This is a genomic window from Streptomyces sp. NBC_00019 (genome assembly GCF_045041015.1).
Lineage (GTDB): Bacteria > Actinomycetota > Actinomycetes > Streptomycetales > Streptomycetaceae > Streptomyces.
Genome location: NZ_CP108302.1, coordinates 4,840,737 through 4,864,283, shown reverse-complemented (window position 1 = coordinate 4,864,283; position 23,547 = coordinate 4,840,737). Strand labels below are relative to the sequence as shown.

Annotated in this window: 20 protein-coding genes and 2 pseudogenes; 15 read left to right on the top strand and 7 right to left on the bottom strand. The window is 71.2% G+C overall.

Annotated elements, in window-relative coordinates; all coding sequences use genetic code 11:
* Nucleotides 1-141 precede the first annotated feature (141 nt).
* The 8 genes from OHU89_RS22735 to OHU89_RS22700 all read left to right on the top strand — a co-directional run bounded on the left by OHU89_RS22735 (nt 142) and on the right by OHU89_RS22700 (nt 10,219).
* The gene (locus OHU89_RS22735; protein WP_405645416.1) at nt 142-936 is read left to right on the top strand and encodes a TIGR03084 family metal-binding protein; all 795 of its coding nucleotides are present in this window, start codon (nt 142-144) and stop codon (nt 934-936) included.
* Nucleotides 933-2,603 (top strand): acyclic terpene utilization AtuA family protein, encoded by a 1,671-nt coding sequence (locus OHU89_RS22730; protein WP_405645414.1) that lies wholly within the window; start codon nt 933-935, stop codon nt 2,601-2,603. The genes OHU89_RS22735 and OHU89_RS22730 overlap by 4 nt, the downstream gene beginning before the upstream one ends.
* Nucleotides 2,600-4,198 carry an acyl-CoA carboxylase subunit beta gene (locus OHU89_RS22725; RefSeq protein ID WP_405645412.1) on the top strand — a complete coding sequence of 533 codons (1,599 nt, stop codon included), beginning with the start codon at nt 2,600-2,602 and terminating at the stop codon, nt 4,196-4,198. The genes OHU89_RS22730 and OHU89_RS22725 overlap by 4 nt, the downstream gene beginning before the upstream one ends.
* 11 nt (nt 4,199-4,209) lie before the next feature.
* On the top strand, nt 4,210-6,060 hold the full coding sequence (locus OHU89_RS22720; protein ID WP_405645410.1) for a biotin carboxylase N-terminal domain-containing protein: 1,851 nt from the start codon (nt 4,210-4,212) through the stop codon (nt 6,058-6,060).
* A gap of 82 nt (nt 6,061-6,142) precedes the next feature.
* Nucleotides 6,143-7,276 carry an acyl-CoA dehydrogenase family protein gene (locus OHU89_RS22715; RefSeq protein ID WP_405645408.1) on the top strand — a complete coding sequence of 378 codons (1,134 nt, stop codon included), beginning with the start codon at nt 6,143-6,145 and terminating at the stop codon, nt 7,274-7,276.
* Nucleotides 7,277-7,293: 17 nt separating this feature from the next.
* Nucleotides 7,294-8,862 carry a 4-coumarate--CoA ligase family protein gene (locus OHU89_RS22710; protein WP_405645406.1) on the top strand — a complete coding sequence of 523 codons (1,569 nt, stop codon included), beginning with the start codon at nt 7,294-7,296 and terminating at the stop codon, nt 8,860-8,862.
* The gene (locus tag OHU89_RS22705) at nt 8,859-9,593 is read left to right on the top strand and encodes an enoyl-CoA hydratase family protein (protein ID WP_405645404.1); all 735 of its coding nucleotides are present in this window, start codon (nt 8,859-8,861) and stop codon (nt 9,591-9,593) included. Before OHU89_RS22710 ends, OHU89_RS22705 begins: the two co-directional genes overlap by 4 nt.
* On the top strand, nt 9,581-10,219 hold the full coding sequence (locus OHU89_RS22700) for a TetR/AcrR family transcriptional regulator (RefSeq protein WP_405645403.1): 639 nt from the start codon (nt 9,581-9,583) through the stop codon (nt 10,217-10,219). Before OHU89_RS22705 ends, OHU89_RS22700 begins: the two co-directional genes overlap by 13 nt.
* On the opposite strand, the gene pdxH is transcribed toward OHU89_RS22700, so the two are convergent.
* A complete protein-coding gene (pdxH, locus tag OHU89_RS22695) occupies nt 10,209-10,838 on the bottom strand; it encodes a pyridoxamine 5'-phosphate oxidase (protein ID WP_266899515.1) in 630 nt (209 codons plus the stop codon). The genes OHU89_RS22700 and pdxH overlap by 11 nt on opposite strands.
* A 307-nt stretch (nt 10,839-11,145) precedes the next feature.
* On the opposite strand from pdxH, the gene OHU89_RS22690 reads away from it, so the two are divergent.
* Nucleotides 11,146-12,270, top strand: a complete 1,125-nt coding sequence (locus tag OHU89_RS22690; protein WP_405645401.1) for a citrate synthase 2 — start codon at nt 11,146-11,148, stop codon at nt 12,268-12,270.
* Nucleotides 12,271-12,378: 108 nt separating this feature from the next.
* Here OHU89_RS22690 and OHU89_RS22685 read toward each other — a convergent pair whose 3' ends face one another.
* The 3 genes and pseudogenes from OHU89_RS22685 to OHU89_RS22675 form a co-directional block, all read right to left on the bottom strand.
* Nucleotides 12,379-12,858 (bottom strand): 2-oxoglutarate and iron-dependent oxygenase domain-containing protein, encoded by a 480-nt coding sequence (locus OHU89_RS22685; RefSeq protein WP_405645400.1) that lies wholly within the window; start codon nt 12,856-12,858, stop codon nt 12,379-12,381.
* A 454-nt stretch (nt 12,859-13,312) separates the two neighbouring features.
* Nucleotides 13,313-13,906: a DUF4240 domain-containing protein gene (locus OHU89_RS22680; protein WP_405645398.1), complete on the bottom strand. Its 594-nt coding sequence runs from the start codon at nt 13,904-13,906 to the stop codon at nt 13,313-13,315.
* A gap of 37 nt (nt 13,907-13,943) precedes the next feature.
* A pseudogene (locus OHU89_RS22675) lies at nt 13,944-14,809 on the bottom strand (SDR family oxidoreductase).
* On the opposite strand from OHU89_RS22675, the pseudogene OHU89_RS22670 reads away from it, so the two are divergent.
* The 4 genes and pseudogenes from OHU89_RS22670 to OHU89_RS22655 all read left to right on the top strand — a co-directional run.
* A pseudogene (locus tag OHU89_RS22670) lies at nt 14,783-15,340 on the top strand (LysR substrate-binding domain-containing protein); the annotation flags it as partial. The pseudogenes OHU89_RS22675 and OHU89_RS22670 overlap by 27 nt on opposite strands.
* Nucleotides 15,341-15,350: 10 nt before the next feature.
* On the top strand, nt 15,351-15,749 hold the full coding sequence (locus OHU89_RS22665) for a RidA family protein (RefSeq protein ID WP_405645396.1): 399 nt from the start codon (nt 15,351-15,353) through the stop codon (nt 15,747-15,749).
* Complete coding sequence (locus OHU89_RS22660; RefSeq protein ID WP_405645394.1) at nt 15,742-16,185, top strand: GNAT family N-acetyltransferase; 444 nt, start codon at nt 15,742-15,744, stop codon at nt 16,183-16,185. The genes OHU89_RS22665 and OHU89_RS22660 overlap by 8 nt, the downstream gene beginning before the upstream one ends.
* Before the next feature lie 133 nt (nt 16,186-16,318).
* On the top strand, nt 16,319-17,701 hold the full coding sequence (locus OHU89_RS22655) for a PAS domain-containing protein (protein WP_405645392.1): 1,383 nt from the start codon (nt 16,319-16,321) through the stop codon (nt 17,699-17,701).
* A gap of 30 nt (nt 17,702-17,731) precedes the next feature.
* Here the strand turns inward: OHU89_RS22655 and OHU89_RS22650 are convergent, their stop codons facing one another.
* Complete coding sequence (locus tag OHU89_RS22650) at nt 17,732-18,487, bottom strand: SIS domain-containing protein (RefSeq protein ID WP_266890902.1); 756 nt, start codon at nt 18,485-18,487, stop codon at nt 17,732-17,734.
* Nucleotides 18,488-18,813: 326 nt separating this feature from the next.
* Between OHU89_RS22650 and OHU89_RS22645 the strand changes: the two genes are divergently transcribed.
* Together OHU89_RS22645 and OHU89_RS22640 are read left to right on the top strand one after the other, a co-directional pair.
* Entirely contained in the window at nt 18,814-19,506 is a 693-nt protein-coding gene (locus tag OHU89_RS22645; RefSeq protein ID WP_266890904.1) for a metal-dependent transcriptional regulator, read from the top strand.
* Between the two features lie 574 nt (nt 19,507-20,080).
* Complete coding sequence (locus tag OHU89_RS22640) at nt 20,081-21,022, top strand: alpha/beta fold hydrolase (RefSeq protein WP_405645390.1); 942 nt, start codon at nt 20,081-20,083, stop codon at nt 21,020-21,022.
* Between the two features lie 145 nt (nt 21,023-21,167).
* Here the strand turns inward: OHU89_RS22640 and OHU89_RS22635 are convergent, their stop codons facing one another.
* A complete protein-coding gene (locus OHU89_RS22635) occupies nt 21,168-22,760 on the bottom strand; it encodes a transporter (protein WP_405645389.1) in 1,593 nt (530 codons plus the stop codon).
* A complete protein-coding gene (locus OHU89_RS22630; protein ID WP_405645387.1) occupies nt 22,757-23,530 on the bottom strand; it encodes an ABC transporter ATP-binding protein in 774 nt (257 codons plus the stop codon). The genes OHU89_RS22635 and OHU89_RS22630 overlap by 4 nt, the downstream gene beginning before the upstream one ends.
* Nucleotides 23,531-23,547 lie beyond the last annotated feature (17 nt).

Sequence of the window (23,547 nt, the reverse complement as noted above, 5' to 3'; positions counted from 1 at the left end):
CCATGACTGAGAGTAGCCACACGAATGCGCACAGATCCCGGCTTGTGGAAAGGTCAGGCGTCGCCAACGGCAGACCAAGGGGCCGCACATTTTCATGCAAGCACGCTTGCTTGTTTTTGTACCCACTGACATCCTCGCTCCATGGCAGACCCGACGCCCGTGATCGACGATCTGTGTGCGGAGAGCGACGAACTCGACCTGCTCGTGGCCGAGTTGAGCCCCGAGCAGTGGCAGCTCGCGACGCCCGCCCCCGGGTGGAGCATCGCCCACCAGATCGCCCACCTCGCCTGGACCGACCACTCCTCCCTGCTGGCGGTGACCGATCAGGACGCCTTCTCCCGCGAGGTCGAGAAGGCGCTCGCCGCACCCGGGGACTTCGTGGACAACGGTGCCGAGGAGGGTGCCGGGAAGCCTCCGGCGCGGCTGCTCGCCTACTGGCGCGCGGGACGTGAGGACCTGGCCGACGCCCTGCGGACCGCCCCCGACGGCGCCCGCTTCCCCTGGTACGGCCCGCCCATGTCCACCGCCTCCATGGCCACCGCCCGTCTCATGGAGACCTGGGCCCACGGCCTGGACGTCGCGGACGCGCTGGGCGTGACCCGTACCTCCACCGACCGGCTGAGCCACATCGCCCGCCTCGGCGTCCGCACCCGCGACTACTCCTTCGGCGTGCACGGACTGACCCCGCCGTTCGAGGAGTTCCGCATCGAACTCACCGCCCCTTCCGGCAAGGTGTGGATCTACGGCCCCGAGAACGCCACCGACCGCGTCACCGGCGCCGCCCTCGACTTCTGCCTCCTCGTCACCCAGCGAGCCCACCGCGCCGACCTCGCCCTGCGCACCGAAGGCTCCGACGCCGACCGCTGGCTCGACATCGCCCAGGCCTTCGCGGGCCCACCGGGTGGCGGACGCCCGCCGAAGGGGGCGGCCGGGTGAGCACTCTGCGTATCGGCAACGCCTCCGGCTTCTACGGGGACCGGTTCGACGCCCTGCGCGAGATGCTCACCGGCGGCGAACTCGACGTCCTCACCGGCGACTACCTCGCCGAACTGACCATGCTCATCCTCGGCCGCGACCGCCTGAAGGACCCCGGCGCCGGTTACGCCCGCACCTTCCTGCGCCAACTCGAGGAATCCCTCGGTCTCGCCCACGAGCGGGGCGTCAGGCTCGTGACCAACGCCGGCGGCCTCAACCCCGCCGGACTCGCCGACCGGGTGCGGGAGTTGGCGGACCGGCTCGGCATCCCCGTCCGCGTCGCCCACGTCGAGGGCGACGACCTCACCGCACAGCACCCCGGCAGCCTCGCCGCCCACGCCTACCTCGGCGGCTTCGGCATCGCCGCCTGTCTGCGCGAGGGCGCCGACATCGTGATCACCGGGCGCGTGACGGACGCGGCCCTGGTCACCGGGCCCGCCGCCGCGCACTTCGGGTGGGGGCCGGGGGAGTACGACCGGCTGGCGGGGGCCGTCGTCGCCGGGCACGTGCTGGAGTGCGGGACGCAGGCGACGGGCGGGAACTACTCGTTCTTCCGGGAGGGGGACGTCCGACGCCCCGGCTTCCCCCTCGCCGAGCTCCACGAGGACGGCACGGCGGTCATCACCAAACACCCCGGCACCGGCGGCTTCGTCGACGTCGGCACGGTGACCGCGCAGCTCCTGTACGAGACGGGCGGCGCCCGGTACGCGGGCCCCGACGTCACCGCCCGCCTCGACACGGTCCGCCTCACCCAGGACGGCCCCGACCGCGTCCGCATCGACGGTGTCCACGGCGAACCCCCGCCCCCCACCCTCAAGGTCGGCCTCAACCGGCTCGGCGGCTTCCGCAACGAGGTCTCCTTCGTGCTGACCGGGCTCGACATCGAGGCCAAGGCCGCCCTGGCGAAGGCGCAGTTGGAGGCTGCCCTCGGCAAGGTGAGCGAGGTGCGCTGGGACCTCGTCCGCACCGACCGTCCCGACGCCGACACCGAGGAGACGGCGAGCGCGCTGCTGCGGCTCGTCGTACGGGACCCGGACCAGGAGGCCGTGGGGCGGGCGCTCAGCGGGGCCGCCATCGAGCTCGCGCTGGCGAGCTACCCCGGCTTCCATGTGCTGGCGCCACCGGGAAAGGGCGCGCCTTATGGGGTCTTCGAGGATGTGTACGTCCCCCATGGGGCCGTTCCCCATGTGGCGGTCCTCCATGACGGGCGGCGGGTGCCAGTGGCACCGGCCCAGGAAACCGTCGTACTCGAAGACGTGCCGGAGCCGCCCCTGCCCGAGCCCCTCCGGTCGGGGTCCACGCGTCGTGCCCCTCTCGGGCTCGTCGTCGGCGCCCGCAGCGGCGACAAGGGCGGGAACGCCAACGTGGGTGTCTGGGCCCGGACCGACGAGGCCTGGAGCTGGCTCGCGCACGCGCTGAGCGTCGACCGGTTCCGTGAACTCCTCCCGGAGACCGCCGACCTGCCCGTCACCCGCCACGCCCTCCCGGGCCTGCGCGCCCTCAACTTCGTCGTCGAGGGCATCCTCGGCGCCGGCGTCGCCGCCCAGCACCGCTTCGACCCGCAGGCCAAGGCCCTCGGCGAATGGCTGCGCTCCCGCCACCTGGACATCCCGGAGGAGCTGCTGTGACCGTCCTGTCGTCGGCGCTGGACACCAACGGCCCCGACTACCGCGCCCACCGCGAGACCATGCTCGCCAAGCTCACCGAACTGGACGCCGAGCACGCCAAGGCCCTCGCGGGCGGCGGCGAGAAGTACGTCCAACGGCATCGGAAACGCGGCAAGCTGCTCGCCCGTGAACGCATCGAGCTGCTCCTCGACCCCGACACGCCCTTCCTGGAACTGTCCCCGCTCGCCGCCTGGGGCAGTGACTACACCGTCGGCGCCTCCCTGGTCACCGGCATCGGGGTCGTCGAGGGCGTGGAGTGCCTGATCACCGCGAACGACCCGACCGTGCGCGGGGGCGCCAGTAACCCCTGGTCGCTGAAGAAGGCGTTGCGCGCGAACGACATCGCGCTCGCCAACCGGCTGCCCTGCATCGGCCTGGTGGAGTCCGGGGGCGCCGATCTGCCGTCCCAGAAGGAGATCTTCATTCCCGGCGGGGCCATCTTCCGGGATCTGACCCGCCTCTCCGCCGCCGGGATTCCGACGGTCGCCGTCGTCTTCGGGAACTCCACCGCCGGGGGCGCGTACATCCCCGGCATGTCCGACCACGTGATCATGGTCAAGGAGCGCGCGAAGGTGTTCCTGGGCGGTCCGCCGCTGGTGAAGATGGCCACGGGGGAGGAGAGCGACGACGAGTCCCTCGGCGGCGCCGAGATGCACGCGCGCGTGTCGGGCCTCGCCGACTACTTCGCCGTCGACGAGCAGGACGCGCTACGACAGGCGCGGCGGGTCGTGGCACGCCTCAACCACCGCAAGGCGTACGGCGATCCGAGCCCGGCCGAGCCGCCCAAGTACGACGCGGAGGAGCTGCTGGGGATCGTCCCCGGCGATCTGAAGGTGCCCTTCGATCCTCGCGAGGTCATCGCCCGGATCGTCGACGCCTCCGACTTCGACGAGTTCAAGCCGCTGTACGGAACCAGCCTGACCACGGGGTGGGCCTCGCTCCACGGCTATCCGGTCGGCGTGCTGGCGAACGCGCAGGGGGTCCTCTTCAGCGAGGAGTCCCAGAAGGCGGCCCAGTTCATCCAGCTGGCCAACCAGCGCGACATCCCGCTCCTGTTCCTGCACAACACCACCGGCTACATGGTCGGCAAGGAGTACGAGCAGGGCGGCATCATCAAGCACGGCGCGATGATGATCAACGCGGTGTCCAACTCCCGCGTCCCGCACCTGTCCGTGCTGATGGGGGCCTCGTACGGCGCCGGGCACTACGGCATGTGCGGGCGGGCCTACGACCCCCGCTTCCTCTTCGCCTGGCCCAGCGCCAAGTCGGCCGTCATGGGCCCGCAGCAGCTCGCCGGCGTCCTCTCGATCGTGGCCCGGCAGTCGGCGGCGGCGAAGGGGCAGCCGTACGACGAGGAGGGCGACGCGGCTCTGCGGGCCCTGGTGGAGCAGCAGATCGAGTCCGAGTCGCTGCCGATGTTCCTGTCCGGGCGGCTCTACGACGACGGCGTCATCGACCCCCGCGACACCCGCACCGTCCTCGGCCTGTGCCTGTCGGCCATCCACACGGCGCCGTACGAGGGCGCGCGCGGTGGCTTCGGCGTCTTCCGGATGTGAGGAACCTTCCAGTGATCACTTCTGTCCTCGTCGCCAACCGCGGCGAGATCGCCTGCCGCGTCTTCCGCACCTGCCGTGAGCTGGGAATCCGGACGGTCGCCGTGCACTCGGACGCCGACGCGAACGCCCTCCACGCGCGCGTGGCCGACACGGCGGTACGGCTGCCGGGGGCGACGCCCGCGGAGACGTATCTGCGCGGCGACCTGATCGTGAAGGCGGCGGTCGCGGCCGGCGCGGACGCCGTGCACCCCGGCTACGGCTTCCTCTCCGAGAACGCGGACTTCGCACGTGCCGTCCTGGACGCGGGGCTGGTGTGGATCGGCCCGAGCCCGTCGTCGATCGAGGCGATGGCGTCCAAGACGCGCGCGAAGGAGCTGATGGGCCTCGCGCCGCTGGGCGAGCCCACGGAGGCCGATCTGCCCCTGCTGGTGAAGGCGGCCGCGGGCGGCGGCGGGCGCGGGATGCGGATCGTGCGCCACATGGAGGAGCTGAGCGCCGCAATGGAAGGCTCCCGCGCCGAGGCCGCGAGCGCCTTCGGGGACGCCGAGGTCTTCCTGGAGCCGTACATCGAGAACGGCCGCCACGTCGAGGTCCAGATCCTCGCCGACACCCACGGCACGGTCTGGGCGCTCGGCACCCGCGACTGCTCCCTCCAGCGCCGCCACCAGAAGGTCATCGAGGAGTCCCCGGCACCCGGACTCTCCGAGGGGCTCGTGGCCGAGCTGCACGCGCTGTCCGTACGCGCCGCCCGCGCGGTCGACTACGTGGGCGCCGGCACGGTCGAGTTCCTGGTCGCCGACGGCAAGGCGCAGTTCCTGGAGATGAACACCCGCCTCCAGGTCGAACACCCGGTGACGGAGGCCGTGTTCGACGTGGACCTGGTGGCGCTCCAGATCGCGGTTGCGGAAGGCCGCGCGCTGGACGCGGACCAACCTCCACGCGCGCGTGGCCACGCCATCGAGGCCCGCCTCTATGCCGAGGACCCGTCGACCGACTGGACCCCCCAGACGGGCACCCTCCACCGCCTGACCGTCCCGGAAGCCGTCCGCCTCGACACCGGCTACGACGACGGCACCGAGATCGGCGTCCACTACGACCCCCTGCTCGCCAAGGTCATCGCCCACGCCCCCACACGCGCGGAGGCACTCCGCAAACTGGCGGGCGCGCTGGAACGGGCCACGATCCACGGCCCGACGACCAACAGGGACCTGCTGGTCCGCAGCCTGCGCCACGAGGAGTTCACGACGGCGGCGATGACCACGGCGTTCTACGACCGCCATCTCCCGTCCCTGACGGTGACGCTCCCCGACCCGTACGCCCCCCTGGCCGCAGCCCTCGCCGACGCCCGAAGCCGCCCTTCCCGCTTCGGCGGAGGCTGGCGCAACGTTCCTTCGCAGCCCCAGACCAGGCGCTACGAGCACGCGGGCGAGGAGCACGAGGTCCGCTACCGCCACACACGCGACGGCCTGGAAGCGGACGGGGTGCGCGTCGTGCACGCGGACGCGCGTCTGGTTGTACTCGAAGTGGAGGGAGTGCGGCGAAAGTTCGAGGTGACGAGGTACGCCGACGAGGTGCACGTGAACGCGACGAGGCTGCGGGCACTGCCCCGCTTCCCGGACCCCACGGCGCAGTTGGCGCCGGGTTCCTTGGTGGCCCCGATGCCGGGAACGGTGGTCAGGATCGCGGAAGGGCTGGCCGAGGGGGCTCCTGTGAAGGCCGGAGAGCCCTTGCTGTGGCTGGAGGCGATGAAGATGGAACACAAGATCACAGCCCCGCTCACAGGCACGCTGACCGCCCTCCAGGTACTGCCCGGCCAACAGGTAACGGTCGGCTCCCTACTGGCGGTAGTGGAACCCACCTAAGGGGCGCGGGGCCGTATCAATTTGCGGCTACCGCCGCGCGGGCGCGACCAGCCGCAGACAACTCACACCCGGGAGGAGCCCCATGCCATCCACGATCGAATCCGAAGAACACAAAGCCCTCCGAGCAGCAGTGGCCGCCCTCGGCAAACGCCACGGCCGCACCTACGACCGCGAACAACTCTGGTCCGAAGCAGCCAAACTCGGCTACCTCGGAGTCAACCTCCCCGAGGAGTACGGAGGCGGAGGCGGCGGCATCTCCGAACTCTCGATCGTCCTCGAAGAACTCGGCGCCGCAGGATGCCCCCTGCTCATGATGGTCGTCTCCCCGGCCATCTGCGGCACAGTGATCGCCAGGTTCGGCACGGACGCCCAGAAGCAGGATTGGCTCCCCGCCTTGGCGGACGGCACCCGCACCATGGCCTTCGGCATCACCGAACCCGACGCCGGCTCCAACAGTCACCGCATCACCACCACGGCTCGCAGAGACGGCACCGACTGGCTCCTGACCGGCCGCAAGGTCTTCATCTCCGGCGTCGACATAGCCGACGCCACCCTCATAGTCGGCCGCGCCGAAGACTCCCGTACCGGCCGCCTCAAGCCCTGCCTCTTCATCGTCCCCCGGGACGCGGAAGGCTTCACCCGCCACCAGATCGACATGGAACTCCAGGCGGTGGAGAAGCAGTTCGAGCTGACCCTCGACGACGTACGCCTCCCCGCCGAAGCACTCGTCGGAGACGAGGACGCGGGCCTGCTCCAGCTCTTCGCCGGTCTGAATCCCGAACGCATCATGACGGCCGCCTTCGCGATCGGCATGGGCCGGTACGCGCTCGCCAAGGCCATCGAGTACGCCCGCGACCGCACGGTCTGGAACACCCCCATCGGCGCCCACCAGGCCATCGCGCACCCCTTGGCGCAGGCGCACATCGACCTCGAACTGGCCCGCCTGATGATGCAGAAGGCGGCCCATCTCTACGACACCGGCGACGACGTCGGCGCGGGCGAGGCCGCCAACATGGCGAAGTACGCGGCGGGGGAGGCCTGCGTGAAGGCGGTCGACCAGGCCGTGCACACCCTCGGCGGAAACGGCCTCACCCGGGAATTCGGGCTCGCCTCGTTGATAACGGCCTCGCGCGTGGCTCGTATTGCTCCGGTGAGCCGGGAGATGATTCTCAACTACGTCTCCCACCAGACCCTGGGCCTGCCCAAGTCGTACTAGGCCGTCTTGGAGGAACCGTGTTCCGCAGCGAGTACGCAGACGTCCCGCCAGTCGAACTCCCCATCCACGAGGCCGTCCTGGGCCGGGCGGCAGAGTTCGGCGAGAACCCCGCGCTGATCGACGGCACGGACGGCACCACCCTCACGTACGCCCAACTGGACGCGTTCCACCGGCGCGTCGCCGCCGGTCTCGCCGAGGCGGGGGTGGCCAAGGGGGACGTGCTCGCGCTGCACAGCCCCAACACGATCGCGTTCCCGACGGCGTTCTACGCCGCCACGCGCGCGGGGGCGACCGTTACCACCGTGCACCCGCTGGCCACGCCGGAGGAGTTCGCCAAGCAGCTCAAGGACTCCGCGGCCCGCTGGATCGTCACCGTCTCCCCGCTGCTGGGGACGGCCCGCCGGGCGGCCGAACTCGCGGGCGGTGTCGAGGAGATCTTCGTCTGCGACAGCGCGGCGGGACACCGCTCGCTCATCGACATGCTGGGCTCGACGGCCCCGGAACCGGTCATCGACATCGACCCCGTGGAGGACGTGGCGGCACTGCCGTACTCCTCGGGCACGACCGGCATCCCCAAGGGCGTCATGCTCACCCACCGCCAGCTGGCCACCAACCTCGCGCAGCTCTCACCCGCCCTCGCGGTGGGCCCCGGCGACCGCATCCTCGCCGTGCTGCCCTTCTTCCACATCTACGGTCTGACGGCCCTCATGAACGGGCCTCTGCGCAACGGCGCCACCGTCGTCGTCCTGCCCCGCTTCGATCTGCAGACCTTCCTCGCGGCCATCCAGAACCACCGCATCACGGGCCTGTACGTCGCCCCGCCGATCGTCCTGGCCCTCGCCAAGCACCCGCTGGTCACCCAGTACGACCTGTCGACGCTGCAATACATCATCAGCGCCGCCGCCCCCCTGGACGCCAAGCTCGCCGAGGCCTGCTCGCAGCGCCTGAACCTGCCGCCCGTGGGCCAGGCGTACGGCATGACGGAACTCTCGCCCGGCACCCATGTCGTCCCCCTGGCCGCCATGCGCCACGCACCGCCCGGCACGGTCGGCCGCCTCGTCGCCGGCACCGAGATGCGCATCGTCTCCCTCGACGACCCGGACAAGGACGTCGGCGTCGCCGAGGACGGCGAGATCCTCATCCGCGGCCCCCAGGTCATGAAGGGCTACCTGGGCCGCCCCGACGCCACCGCCGCCATGATCGACCCCGACGGCTGGCTGCACACCGGCGACGTCGGCCACACCGACGCCGACGGGTGGCTGTTCGTCGTCGACCGGGTCAAGGAACTCATCAAGTACAAGGGTTTCCAGGTCGCCCCGGCCGAACTCGAAGCCCTCCTCCTCACCCACCCCGGCATCGCCGACGCCGCCGTCATCGGCGTCTACAACGACGACGGCAACGAGGTCCCGCACGCGTACGTGGTCCGCCAGCCCACCGTCACCGACCTCTCCGAAGGAGAGGTCATGATGTACGTCGCCGAACGCGTCGCCCCCTACAAACGCGTCCGCCAGGTCACCTTCATCGACGGGGTACCGCGGGCCGCCTCCGGGAAGATCCTGCGCCGCCGACTGAGGGAGCTCCAGTGACACTGATCGGCCGCGCACGCTTGCGGGGAATCCAGACCCTCACCCTCGACTCGCCGCACAACCGCAACGCCCTGTCGGCCGCGCTGGTGGACGAGCTGGCGACCGCCCTGGCCGAAGGGGAGAAGGACGGCGACGTACGCGCGATCGTCCTCACCCACACCGGGAACACCTTCAGCGCGGGCGCCGACCTGAAGGACCCACCGGACCCCAATGCCCTGGTGGGACTGCTCCGGCAGATCATCGAGCTCCCCAAACCGGTGCTCGCCCGGGTCACCGGTCACGTCCGCGCGGGCGGACTGGGCCTGCTGGCGGCCTGCGACATCGGGGTGGCGGCCACCGGGTCGAGCTTCGCCTTCACGGAGGTACGGATCGGAGTGGCTCCCGCGGTGATCTCCCTGCCGCTGCTGCCCCGCACCGACCCCCGCGCCCTCGCCCGCTACTACCTCACCGGCGAACGCTTCGACGCCGCCGAGGCCGCCCGCATCGGCCTCCTGACGGCGGCCGGCGACGCCGTGGACGACGTACTGGGACCCATCCTGGACGGCCTCCGCAAGGCGGCCCCCGAAGCCCTGGCGGAGACGAAACAGCTGCTCACCGCTAGGGTGCTGGAAGCCTTCGAACGGGACGCGGCCGACCTCACCGCACTCTCGGCCCGCCTGTTCGCCACCGCGCAGGCCCGCGAGGGCATGACGGCCTTTCTGGAACGACGGGACCCCGCATGGGCGCTGTGAGCACGGTCGGCGACCGTGTGGAACGTACTCCCAAACAGGACCGCAGCCGGGCCACCCGGCAGCGGCTCCTGGAAGCCGCCGTGGCCTGCCTCGCCGAACACGGCTGGGCGGGCTCCACGGTGTCCGTCGTCGCCGAACGTGCGGGCGTCTCCCGAGGCGCCGCCCAGCACCACTTCCCGACCCGGGAGGACCTGTTCACGGCGGCGGTGGAGTACGTGGCGGAGGAACGCTCCACGGCTCTGCGGGCGCTCTTTCCGCAGGGCACGACGGCCGACCGGCGCACCGTGGTGGCAGCCCTCGTCGACCTCTACACCGGCCCTCTGTTCCGCGCGGCCCTGCACCTGTGGGTCGCCGCCTCCAACGAGGACCAGCTCCGCCCCAACGTGACGGAGCTGGAGGCCCGCGTCGGCCGCGAGAGCCACCGCATCGCGGTGGAGCTCCTGGACGCGGACGAGTCCAGGCCCGGGGTACGGGAGACGGTCCAGGGCCTGTTGGACATGGCCCGGGGCCTGGGGCTGGCCAACCTGCTCACGGACGACGCGGGGCGCCGGGAACGGGTCGTCGCCCAGTGGGCCGTACTGCTGGACGACGCGCTGGGCCGAGCGCCCGCCGCCCTCAGGGACTGAGCCGCTCCACCCGCCAACTCCCGTCCGGCTCCGCCACGTACCGCAGGCGGTCGTGCAGCCGGTTCTCCCGGCCCTGCCAGAACTCCACCGCCTGCGGCGCCACCCGGAAACCACCCCAGTTCGGTGGCACCGGCACCTGCTCGCCCTCCGGGTAGCGGGCCGCGAGCTCGGCGTACGACGCCTCCAGGTCCGCCCGTGTGGCGATCACCGACGACTGGGCACTGGCCCACGCCCCGAGCTGCGAACCGTGCGGGCGGGTCCGGAAGTACGCGGCGGTCTCGTCCCGCCCGGTACGGCGCGCGACACCCGTGACGACGACCTGGCGGGCCATCGGATGCCACGGAAAGAGCAGCGAGACGTACGGATTCTCGGAGAGGTCGCGCGCCTTGCGGGAGTCGTAGTTCGTGTAGAACACGAACCCCTGCTCGTCGAACTGCTTCAGCAGCACCGTACGAGAGGTGGGCCGGCCCTCCGCGTCCGCCGTGGAGACCACCATGGCGTTCGGCTCGAACAGCTGGGCCTCCGTCGCGGCCTGCTTGAACCAGCGCGCGAACTGCCCCACGGGCGTGGCGGCGAGGTCGCTCTCGGCGAGCCCCTCGGCCCGGTACTGCTTGCGCATGGCGGCGGGATCGGGGAAAGGAGCGGGGTCGCGGGAGACGGCGTCTGCGTCGGTCACGCCGTCATCTTGCCGTATGGAATCCGCCGGGGAGCCGGTCGGGGCCCACCGCACAAGGGTGGCACTCAGTGCCGCGTGCACTCCCCAAAGGTGGCACTCGGGGATATGGTGCAGATGCCGCCGCGGTGGGGTGACCACCCGCCGTACGGGGCATTACAGGGCCAGCCGACCATCCGGAGCCGTCCCCTCCGCAGGTCGCCCCCGCGCTGCCCCGACAAGACCTGTCGCACACATCATGAGGAGCCGCCTGATGTCCGACCTCGACCCCGGCTTTGACCCCGGTTTCGTACCTGGCCTCGAAGGAGTCGTCGCGTTCGAGACGGAGATCGCCGAACCGGACAAGGAAGGCGGCGCCCTGCGGTACCGGGGCGTCGACATCGAGGACCTGGTCGGCAACGTCTCGTTCGGCAACGTCTGGGGCCTGCTCGTCGACGGCGCCTTCCGCCCCGGCCTGCCGCCCGCCGAGCCCTTCCCGATCCCCGTGCACTCCGGCGACATCCGAGTGGACGTCCAGTCCGCGCTCGCGATGCTGGCCCCCGTCTGGGGCCTGAAACCCCTCCTTGACATCGACGAGGCCCAGGCCCGCGACGACCTCGCGAGGGCGGCCGTCATGGCCCTGTCGTACGTCGCCCAGTCCGCCCGCGGCCAGGGCCGCCCCATGGTCCCGCAGAACGAGATCGACAAGGCCCAGTCCGTCGTCGAACGCTTCATGATCCGCTGGCGCGGCGAACCCGACCCCAAGCACGTCGCCGCGGTCGACGCCTACTGGACGTCCGCCGCCGAGCACGGCATGAACGCGTCCACGTTCACGGCCCGGGTCATCGCCTCCACCGGCGCGGACGTCGCCGCCGCCCTCTCGGGCGCCGTGGGAGCCATGTCCGGCCCGCTGCACGGCGGCGCCCCCTCCCGCGTCCTGCACATGATCGAGGAGATCGAGCGCACCGGGGACGCCGACGCGTACGTCAGGCAGGCCCTCGACAAGGGCGAGCGCCTGATGGGCTTCGGCCACCGCGTCTACCGCGCCGAGGACCCCCGCGCGCGCGTGCTGCGACGTACGGCCCGTGAGTTGGGCGCGCCGCGCTTCGAGGTCGCTGAAGCCCTGGAGAAGGCGGCCCTGGCCGAGCTGCACGCCCGCCGTCCCGACCGGGTGCTCGCGACCAACGTCGAGTTCTGGGCGGCCATCGTCCTGGACTTCGCCGAGGTGCCGGCCCACATGTTCACGTCGATGTTCACGTGCGCGCGTACGGCGGGCTGGTCGGCGCACATCCTGGAGCAGAAGCGGACGGGGCGGCTCGTGCGGCCGTCCGCGCGGTATGTGGGGCCGGGGTCGCGCAGTCCGCAGGACGTCTCGGGGTACGAGGACATCGCCCACTGAGAAGGGTGCCTGAGGGGCGCGGGTGACTGCGGGTGCGATGTGGCTTGTCGCGCCCACGCGGCGGTAGCCGCAAATCGACACAGCCCCGCGCCCCTTGGGGGCGTTGATCTAGGCCGGAGTCAGCAAGTCGCCGTGATGGCGCTCCGCCACCAGCGGATGCGCCCGCAGCTTGCCCTTGAGCTCGTTGTAGCCGTACTCCGCGAACAGCGGGTTGGTGGGGTCGTCGGAGACGCCCGGTGCGGCGGAGGCGTACGGGAAGGACAGCGGCTCCACGCGCGCGTCGAGGCGCGGGTTGTAGAAGAACGGGACGGAGAACCGCTCGGTCGCCCCGGGCGGGGAGACGACCCGGTGATCGATGGCGAGTCGCTCCGCTTCGGGAAGGGCGAAGAACCTCCGCATGGCGGAGAGCAGGGAACCGACCTCTTCACGGCTGACCCCATGCCCGACGAGCTGGAAGAACCCCACGTCGTGGGCGGCACTGTGCAACTGGGCACGGAGCAGCGCACGCGCTTGGGGACCGCGATCGGCGGCGGAGAGATCGATGATCGGGAGCTGCTGGTACGACGGATTCGTCGACACGTTCGTCATGGAGTTCGTCCACAGAAAGAGGAGAAGCAGGAAAGGGGGAAACGGCAGCGGGTGGCTGCGTCAGAAAGGGGCCGGAAGCTCAGATGGAGCGTCGACAGCCCATGCTCGTGACGCGGACGTAGTCCACGTGGCGGCGTCGAACGAGCGAAAGCATGAGGTCAGGGTACTGCTCGCCGCAAGAAACGCGGGTGTCGCAGATCACTCCCGGAAATCCTCCAGGGACGCAGACGACCCGCAAGCTCGGGTTCCCACCGCCTGAGCGGGGGAGCCGGCCGGACGTACCGGCGAGCTCGCGGGTCGGGTGACTGCGTTGGATTGGCCGGCTGCGTGTGTCTCGCACACGCTGGTCCGGCACCGCACTTGGTGTGGTGGCAGGCCGCTAGCCCGCAGCCACCTCTCGCGCCCGGGTGTCACTCATTAACCCGATCACCTCCTTTCAGCGATGAACCCCACCCTAAGAACCGGTCGGCGCCCGATCAACCGCTTTTTCGGAAAGGAAGAGCAAGGCGAGTCGGGGCAGCCGTCGCCGCATCTCGTCATCGTCGTCGAAGTCGAAGTCCTCGCCCATGTCGGGCTCGGTGGGACCCGGGCCGGGGTGGGCGGCTCGGTACTGCTCCCAGGCCTCGTAGAAGGCCTCGCCGTCTCCGGTGATCCGCTCGTACGCGTCCGAGGCGCAGTAGTTGGCGTCCTCGTAGAAGAGCGTCCGGTCCTCGAAGTCGGCGGCCGCGCCGATGACCTCGGCATGATCCGCGAGGCTGTCCGGCACGGCGGCCGCCCGCTCGTACCAGTCGCGCCCCTGGGCGATCAGCCCCGCACGGAAGTCCATGAAGCTGTCGTCGGAGCAGCCGCCGCCGATGAGATAGGCGGCGGCCCACACGTCCCATCGGTAGACGGCGTCGCGGAGCGCGTCGAAGCGCTCCTGGTACCGCAGGATGTCCTGCGGCGAGCGGCGGGCCAGCAGGTCGACCAGTGCCTCGTGGAAAGGCAGGTCTTCCGTCGTCTTGGAGCGCGCTGTCCCGACGATGCTCCAGAACTCGTCCGTGTCCATGGCGGGAACTGTGCCAGGAGGGTCTGACAACGGCCCCTCAGAGCTTGCTCGTCCGCCCCTCCTCGAAGTAGTGCCCCTCCGCCAGGTCCGCGAGCAGCCCCGCCTCCTCCGGCTTCCAGCCCAGCCGCTGCTGTGTCAGGGCGCTGGACGCCCGGAGGCTCAGGGAGACGAAGTGGCCGATCCAGCCGAAGTGGGCGGCGGCTTCGGCGTGGGGTATCCGGACGACCGGGAGGTCCAGTCCATGGCCTATGGCGGTCGCTATGGCGTGGAGGGGCACGCCCTCGTCGCCGATCGCGTGCAGGCGGACGCCCGCCGGGGCCTTCTCCAGGGCCAGCCGGAACAGCCGGGCCGCGTCGAGGCGGTGGACGGCGGGCCAGTGGTTCGCGCCGTCGCCGACCATGGCCGACACGCCCCGGTCGCGGGCGATGTCGATCAGCCGGGGGACGAAGCCGCCGTCGTCGTGGCCGTGGACGGACGGCGGGAGGCGGACGACCGTGGCGCGTACGCCGCGTTCGGCGAGGGCCAGGGTGGCTTCCTCGGAGGGGACGCGGAAGGGTGCCACGGATGCCGGGTCGGCCGCGTCCTCCTCCGTGGCGAACACCCCCGGCGCGACCAGGAAGGCCGAGGTCGTCACGAGGGGTTTGCCGGTGCCTTCGAGTGTCGCGCCCATCGCTTCGATGGCGTGCAGGTCGATCACGCCCGAGGCGGCGATGTTCGAGAAGTCGTGCTTGAAGGCCGTGTGGATGACCCCGTCCGCCGCCGCGGCGCCACGGCGGAGACTGTCGAGGTCGTCGAGATCGCCGCGGTGCACCTCGGCCCCGCGGCCGTCAGCGCCGCGGCGGAGGAGTCGGAGCGGGCGAGGCCGACGACCTGGTGCCCCGCGCCGACGTGCAGACCACACATCTGAACTGGGACGACGTATGCCAGGCCCTCCTCGACCACCGGGTCGACGCGGTGGTGACCCGGCTGCCGTTCGCCACCGACGGCCTGCATGTGACGGTCCTCTACGACGAGCCGCGCGTCCTCGTCGTCCCGCTGGACCATCGGCTGGCCGGCAAGGACTCCGTCACCCTCGACGACATCGCCGACGAGCCGCTGCCCCGCACGGCGGATCCGGTGCGCAGCGCGTTCTGGCGGTTCGAGCCCCGGCCGGACGGGCGCCCGGCACCCGACGGGCCGCTCATCGAGGCGATCGAGGACAAATTCGAACTCGTCGCCGCCGGCGAGACCCTGGCGGTCTCCGTCGTCTCCGCCGGGAGGGCCCTGCGCCCCGATCTCACCACGGTCCCCCTGCACGGCGTCGAGCCGAGCCATGTCGTCGTCGCGACCCGGGCCTGGGACCGCGGCCGCGTGGTGACGGCCTTCCGCAAGGCGGCGAGGGAGCAGCTCACGGCGCCGAAATCGCAATGGACGGATCAACCGCGCGGCTCCTAGCGTTCGCCCCATGACAGAGCGACTCGCGATTCTCAGCGGCTCGGTGTTCGAGGAACAGATCGGCTACGCCCGGGCCGTCGTCGACGGCGACTGGGTGCACGTGTCGGGGACGACCGGGTTCGACTACACGACGATGACGATCTCCGACGACGTCGTCGAACAGGCCGAACAGTGCGTACGGAACATCGGGGCGGCGCTGGCGGAGGCGGACTGCACCTTCGCCGATGTCGTCCGTGTGCGGTACCTCCTGCCCGACCGGGAGGACTTCGAGCCGTGCTGGCCGGTGCTGCGGCGGACGTTCGGGGAGGTGCGGCCGGCGGCGACGATGATGATGTGCGGGCTCGCGGATCCTCGTATGAAGATCGAGATTGAGGTGTACGCGCGGCGGGGAAGTGGATCTCGTGTCTGATGTTCGAATAGAGCCCGCCGTGGGCGACGCCATGCTCGAGCAGTGGCGATACGTCCACAACGTGATCGTTCCGGCCGACGCGCTGGACCTTGCCACGGTGCGGGAGCGCGGCGCGCGGTACCGGCTGGAGAACGCGTACGTCGGTGACGTGCTCGTCGGCTGCTCCACGGTGCGGCCCCCGGAGGACGGGGCGGCGACGGTCATCGCGCGCGTGCTGCCCGAGCACCGGCGGCAGGGGTTCGGGACGGCGCTGTACGAGAACGGGCTCGCCCACGCACGCGTGCTGGGCGCCACCACGATCGAGACCTGTGTCCTGGCCGTCAACGAGGACGGTCTGCGCTTCGCCGAGAAGCACGGATTCACCGAGGTCGAACGCTATGTGCTGCCGCCCGAGACCGACCTGTGGGTCGACCTCAGGCTGGATCGGGCACCGTAGAGACAGAAGCGGCGTACAACGATTCCCCCAACTTGCGGGAACCCGGTGTGTGCTGCGTCACGTTCCAGTTAGATGATTGCAAGTGAGCGAACCGACGTGCCGTACGGACGGACGCAGCCTGCAGGGGGTCCAGGTGAGTGCTTCGCGGCGTAGTGGGACCACCGACGAGCTGGGGCCGAACGAGCCCGAACAGCCCGACGGCGCGGATCTGCTCGCCGCCCTGCTCGACGGCATGGACGCGGCACTGTGTGCCTTCGACGCCGACGGCGTCGTCACCCACTGGAACCGCGAGGCCGAACGGATCCTGGGCTGGACCGCGGCGGAGGCGGTGGGGCGGCAGGGGTTCGCCGGGTGGGCGGTGCGCAGCGCGGACGCCCAGGAGGTCGAGGGGTGGCTGCAGTCCGCCATGCGGGCTCCCGGACGGCAGGTGCACGAGTTCGCCCTGCTGACCAAGGAGGGCGGGCGAGTCCTTGTACGGACCCAGTCGGCCGCCGTACACGGACCCGACGGGAAGTCGGCCGGGGTGTACTGCGCCTTCAGCGAGGTGCACGCGCAGATCGACCTGGAGCGGTCCATCGCACTGAGCGAGGCCCTGTTCGACGACGCCAGCTGGGGTGTCGTGCTGGTCGACGCCGATCTACGGCCGGCCGTGGTGAACGCGCACGCGGCCCGGGCCCTCGGTGTCGGCCGTACGTCCGTCCTGGGGCGGCCCCTCGGGGAGCTGCTCGCGCAGGGCGTGGAGGAGCTGGAGAGCGCGCTCACCCATGTACTGGCCGAGGGCGCGCCGCCCGCACCCGCCGAGATCTGGGTGAGCGTGCGCACACCCGAGGGCGAACAGCGGCGCTGCTGGCGCTGCGGCTTCGTACGCCTGGCCTCGCCGCTCGCCGAGGAGCCGGTGCCGCTGGGCGTCGGATGGCTCTTCAACGACGTCACCGAGGCCAAGCAGGCCGAGCAGGAGGCGTCCCTGCTGCGCTTCCGCACCAACCAGCTGCACCGGGCGGCCCGGGCGGCCGCCGAGTGCGAGGACCCGGCCGAGGCCGCGACGATCCACCTGGACTTCGCCCTCGCCGGTTTCGCCGACCACGCGCTGATCGACCGGGTGGCGGGGGAACCGGCCGCCGAGTCGGACACACCGGTACGGCTGGTACGGGTCGCCTCGACGCCCTCCGGGGCGTCCGGCCCGAGCCTGATGACCGGACAGGCCGGGTTGCCCGTGCGCTACGCCGAGGGACATCCGGCGCTCCAGTGCGTGGACCGGACGGGCGCCGTACGGGCCAGCGTGGGGGCCGTACCGCCCGAGAAGGCACGCGAGTGGGCCGTGGCCCGGCAGTGGCCGGGGGACGCGGTACACGCCCTGTGTGCGGTCCTGCGGAGCCGGGGGCGGACGCTGGGGGTCGTGACGTTCCTGCGGGGCGCCGGGCGGAGCCAGTTCGAACGGTCCGACGCGGTGTACGCGGAGGACGTGGCGGTGCGGATCGCTTCGGCGCTGGATCTGGCGGGGGCTCTACGGCGGTGAGGTGACAGGCCGCCGTCCTCCAGCCGCCCGCTAGTGCCGGTAGAAGATCCGGTCCCCGTACTCCTCGAACACCCGCGCGTTCCACGCCAGCCCCCCGTCCACGTTCCCCGACCGCAGCATCGGGGGCTCGATGCCCCGTGCCGCCAGGTCGGCCGCCGCCGTTGCCACGGCTGCCTGGAGGAGTGCCGAGGTGACGACCGTGGAGGCGGGGGCGAAGGGGGCGGGGACGGTGTCGAGGGTGAGTTCCGCGTCTCCGATGGCGATCTTGGAGTCGAGGACGACGTCGCAGTGGTCCTTGAGGTAGGTGCCGGAGGAGTGGCGGGGGGTCGTCTCCGAGGCGTACGCCACCGAGGTCACGCCGATGACCTTCACACCACGCGCGCGTGCGCTCATCGCCATCTCGACGGGGAGGGCGTTGCGGCCGGAGAGGGAGATGATCACGAGGGTGTCGCCCGCGCGGAGCGGGGAGGAGTCGAGGACGGCGGTCGCGAGGCCGTCGACGCGCTCCAGGGCGGAGCCGAGCGTGGCGGGCATGACGTCGACGCCGACGACACCGGGGACGGTGAGCAGGTTCATCAGTGCGAGGCCGCCGGCGCGGTAGACGACGTCCTGCGCGGCGAGCGAGGAGTGCCCGGCGCCGAAGGCGAACAGCCGGCCCCCGGCGGCGACGGTGTCGGCGAGGAGCGCCCCGGCCGCGTCGATGTGCTCGGCCTCCTCCTCGCGGACCCGCTGCAGCAGGCCGATCGCAGCGTCGAAGAACCGGTCGGCGGGCGTGCCGTCGCTCATACGGGCCCCTTCGGGTCGGCTGTGTCGCGGATCACCGTGCGGTCTGGACCACTGCGGTGTCAATACGGCGGGGCCGAGCCGTGACGGCCCGCGCGCGAACCCGCCTCCGCCCGGCACCGACGCCACCGCATCGCCGACACCAAGGGCGCCGCACCGCCGTACGGCCTCCCGCGCGGTCCCCGGACAGCCCCTCGGATCGCTGTCGAAACCAGCTCGTTTCACCGGCGCGGCACGGTTGTCAGTGCTATGCGTCAGAATTGAAGCCAGGGCCAGCGCACGCGCCGCGAAGTCGTTGCGCTTCCGGCAGATCTCATCGAGGGGCACGTATGTCCGGACTGATCGACACCACGGAGATGTATCTCCGCACCATCCTCGAGCTGGAGGAGGAAGGTGTGGTCCCCATGCGCGCCCGGATCGCCGAGCGGCTCGACCAGAGCGGGCCGACCGTCAGCCAGACGGTGGCGCGGATGGAGCGCGACGGGCTGGTGTCCGTGGCGAGCGACCGGCACCTGGAGCTGACCGACGAGGGGCGCCGGCTGGCGACGCGCGTGATGCGCAAGCACCGGCTCGCGGAGTGCCTGCTCGTCGACGTCATCGGGCTGGAGTGGGAGCAGGTGCACGCCGAGGCGTGTCGCTGGGAGCACGTGATGAGCGAGGCCGTGGAGCGGCGGGTGCTCGAGCTACTCCGCCACCCCACCGAGTCGCCGTACGGCAACCCCATCCCCGGTCTGGAGGAGCTCGGCGAGAAGGACGGCGCCGACCCGTTCCTGGACGAGGGCATGGTGTCGCTGGCCGACCTGGACCCGGGTCTGGAGGGCAAGACGGTCGTCGTCCGGCGTATCGGCGAGCCGATCCAGACCGACGCCCAGCTGATGTACACGCTGCGCCGGGCGGGCGTGCAGCCCGGTTCGGTGGTGAGCGTGACGGAGTCGGCCGGCGGGGTGCTGGTGGGCAGCGGCGGGGAGGCGGCCGAGCTGGATTCGGACGTCGCCTCGCATGTGTTCGTCGCCAAGCGCTGACTGTCGTACACCTTCTGTCGGGTGTTCAACTGCCGGGACAACAGAGGCAGTTGTGGCATCCCGATGATCTCGTCGATTCCAAGATTCACTGTGCCGAATCGCAGCGCTCGGACGCCCCGCGTGCGAGGCTGTCGCGTGAGGCATATGACCTGAGGGGGCGGGGAGGATGTGCCGCAGACGTGTGGAGGGCCCCGGCGCCATGTGGCGCCGGGGCCTGTCCTCCCCTGTGCTGACCCGGAGCCCCGAGCTCCCAGGGTCATTCCCCTCGGACCGGTTTCCCCGACCGGTCCGCCTCCCGCTGAAGATCTCCCCTCGGCGGCGACGATCAACCCTTGAGCAAGGTCACTCAAACGAGGGGTGTTGTCGGCGGAAACCGCATTCTCGAATGGGCTTTCGATAGCCTTCGGGTGACACGTCGGGCGGAACGTGCGCTTCAGGGAGGGGGCGGCACGACAGCAGGCACGTCAGACAGGGCAGACAGCACACGGTTCACAGGACCGACCGGCTCGGTGTCCTTCGGGGTGCGGTGCCGGAACGGACTTCGACGAACCCGTTGAGGGGGGTGCCAGGACCAATGGCGCGGCGCATCGACGTGACCGGGGCGGGCGGCGTACGCCTCGCTGCCTGGGAGTTCGGCGACCCTCCCAAGCCCGACCCGGCGAGGGACGCGACGGAGCACGGCGTCCGGGAGAACGGTGAGACAGCCGGGCAGCGCGTCGGTCAGCGGACCGCACAGGGCGCCCTCGCCCCTTCGCCCGGCGTGCTCTTACTGCACGGCCTCATGGGCCGCGCCTCCCACTGGGCCTCCACCGCCCGCTGGCTCTCCGAACGCCACCGGGCCATCGCCCTCGACCAGCGCGGCCACGGCCGCAGCGACAAGCCCCCGCAGGCCTCCTTCACCCGCGAGGCCTACGTCGAGGACGCCGAAGCGGCCCTCGAGCAGCTCGGCCTTGGCCCCGCCGTCCTCATCGGCCACGCCATGGGTGCGCTGACCGCCTGGCAGCTCGCCGCGAAGCGGCCGGACCTGGTGTCCGGAGTGATCATCTGCGACATGCGGGCCTCCGCGCTCGGCGCGGCCTCGCAGCGGGAGTGGGCGGACTGGTTCAAGGCGTGGCCCGTGCCCTTCGCCACCCTCGCCGACGTACGCAAGTGGTTCGGGGAGGACGATCCGTGGGTGGAGCGGCCCAATCCGGCGCGGGGGGAGTTCTACGCCGAGGTGATGGCCGAGTCGCCGGACGGGTGGCGGCCGGTGTTCGAGCATGAGCAGATGCTGAAGTCCCGGGAGCCGTGGGTGTTCGACGCGCACTGGGAGGAGCTGGCGCAGGTGCGGTGCCCCGCGTTGGTCGTGCGGGGGCTTGACGGGGAGTTGGGGCGGGCGGAGGCGCAGGAGATGGTGCGGGTGCTGCCGCGGGGGGAGTATGCGGAGGTCGCTGATGCGGGGCATCTTGTTCATTACGATCAGCCGGATGCGTGGCGGGCGGCGATCGAGCCGTTCATCGACGGGCTGACGGAGTGATCGGTGCCTAAGAGCTCGGGGGGTTCTGCCGGCGGGCGGGTGCGGGTTCGTCGTGGCTGGTCGCGCAGTTCCCCGCGCCCCTTGGGGGCGTTGCAGGCAGCCTGCGTCCAAAGAGATCGCCCGAACAGCCGGGCCTGAAAGTACTTCAGCCCTTGCTCACCGCTGCCAGGATCTCCGGGAGTCTTGCTGCCGTTCTCGGTGCTGCCAGGTGTAGGCCCGCCAGTGTGATGGCCGCCCCGTACGCGGCGCCCGTCGGCAGTAGTAGCCAGGTCCAGTCGTCTCCGCCCGCGCTGACGTTCAGCCAGATCGTCAGGACGATGACCGGGGCGCACAGCAGGGCCGCGCCGACCATGCCGCCGAAGATCGAGATCCAGGCGAGTCCGGCCTGGCCGGGGGCCACGTTCTTGTAGCCCTCCTGCGGGATGGAGTACGGGAAGCGGGCGGAGGCCCACGCGCCCGTCGCCAGCATCGCGCCGAGCAGCGCGAAGGACAGGCCGAGCACCTCGGGCAGTCGGGCCCAGTCGCCGAGCATCGCCGTGGTCAGGACGGTCACGAGGGTGGCGTACGGCAGGGTGATCAGCAGCAGGGCCAGTGCCCGGCCGCGCAGCTCGACGTAGGCGTCCCGGGTCGAGGAGATGGTCAGGGCGACCATCCAGAACGCCGAGGTGTCCTGGCCGAACTGGTTGTACATCTGGATGCCGAGCATCCCCGCGGCGAAGCAGGCGAAGTAGATCGAGCCGGTGCCCTGCAGCGCGTTGAACACGGGCACGATCAGGCCGATCGCGAGCGAGGTGACCCACGCCGCCTTGGTCTTCGGGTCGCGCCAGATGTACCGCAGGCTGCGCTCCACGACCGTCCCCGTGCGCCCGGTGGGCAGCAGTCGCCCGAGCCCGGTCGACGTCCGCTCGCGCGAGACCGACTCGCCGGCGGACTGCAGGGTGGATCCGTCGGGGGCGGTCATCAGCAGGGTCAGATGCCGGGCCCATACGGCGATCAGGCCCGCCAGCGCCCCCGCGCTCAGCGCGAGTTGGACGACAGCAACCCCGTACGACCCCTCGCTCACCGACTCCACCGCCCCGATCGCGGAAGCCGGCGGCACCCACTTCAACACCTCGCCCGCCGGATCGAGCTCGGCAAGCCCGCTCGAACCCAGCCGCTGCGCACCGAAGTTGACGAGCTGCGCCCCGATCGCGATGACCAGCCCGCTCAGCACGGCCAGATCCCGGCCCTTACGGCTGGTCAGCAGCCGGACGTTGGCGGCGGCGACGGCCCGCGCGAGTGCCACGCACACCAACAGCGCCAGCACGACCGCGACGACGCCGACGGCGTACGCGAGTCCGCCGTGCGCCACCGAGATCGCGGACCCGACGAGCAGGCACAGGGTGAACAGCGGCCCGATCCCCACCAACGAGGCCGCGAGGAGCGCCCGCACCAGTGGCCGGGGGCGCAGCGGCAGCATCACCAGGCGCGTCGGATCGAGCGTTTCGTCCCCGCTGGGAAAGAAGAGCGGCATCACCGCCCAGCCCAGCGCCAGCACCGCCACCAGCAGCACGACGACGGACACGGCGTGCTCGTTCCCGCGCAGGGCGATCAGCCCGAGGAGCTGGAGCGCGGCGAACAGCAGGGTGACGACCGCCGACGCGATGTACGCGGCGCGTCGCCCACCGGACTGCTTCAGCCCGTTGCGCAACAGTGACAGCTTCAGCCGTACGACGACGGCGGTGACGTCGGCGCTCATCGTGCCGCTCCGCCGCCCAGCCAGTCGAGATCGGACCCGGTGTTCCGCGCGCCCGCCCCGACGAGTTCCAGGAAGGCGTGTTGGAGCGAGGGCGCGGTTCCGCGTACGTCGGCGAGGGGGCCGTGCGCCCGGATGCGTCCCGCGGCCATCACGGCCACCCAGTCGCACAGCGACTCGACGAGCTCCATGACGTGGGAGGAGAAGACGACGGTCGCGCCCGACCCCGTGTACCGCTCCAGCACCCCCCGGATGGTCTGTGCGGAGACAGGGTCGACGCCCTCGAACGGCTCGTCCAGGAACAGCACTTCGGGGTTGTGGAGCAGGGCCGTCGCGAGCCCGATCTTCTTCCGCATGCCGGTCGAGTAGTCGACGACCAGTTTGTGCTGCGCGCCCGCCAGGTCGAGGACGTCGAGGAGCTGGGTGGCCCGCTTGTCGACCTCGGCGCCGGGCAGTCCGCGCAACCGCCCGGAGTAGGCGAGCAGTTCCCGCCCGGAGAGGCGTTCGAAGAGGCGCAGTCCTTCGGGGAGGACGCCGATCCGGGCCTTCACCTCGACGGGATCCCGCCAGACGTCGTGCCCGACGACCTCGACGGAGCCGTGATCGGGCCGCAACAGCCCGGTGATCATGGAGAGGGTGGTGGTCTTCCCGGCCCCGTTGGGTCCGACGAGCCCGATGAACTTCCCGGCGGGCAACTCCAGATCGATCCCGGCGACAGCGACCTGCTGGCCGAACCGCTTCCAGAGCCCACGCACACTCACTGCCGACGTCATGGAAGCCAACCTACGGG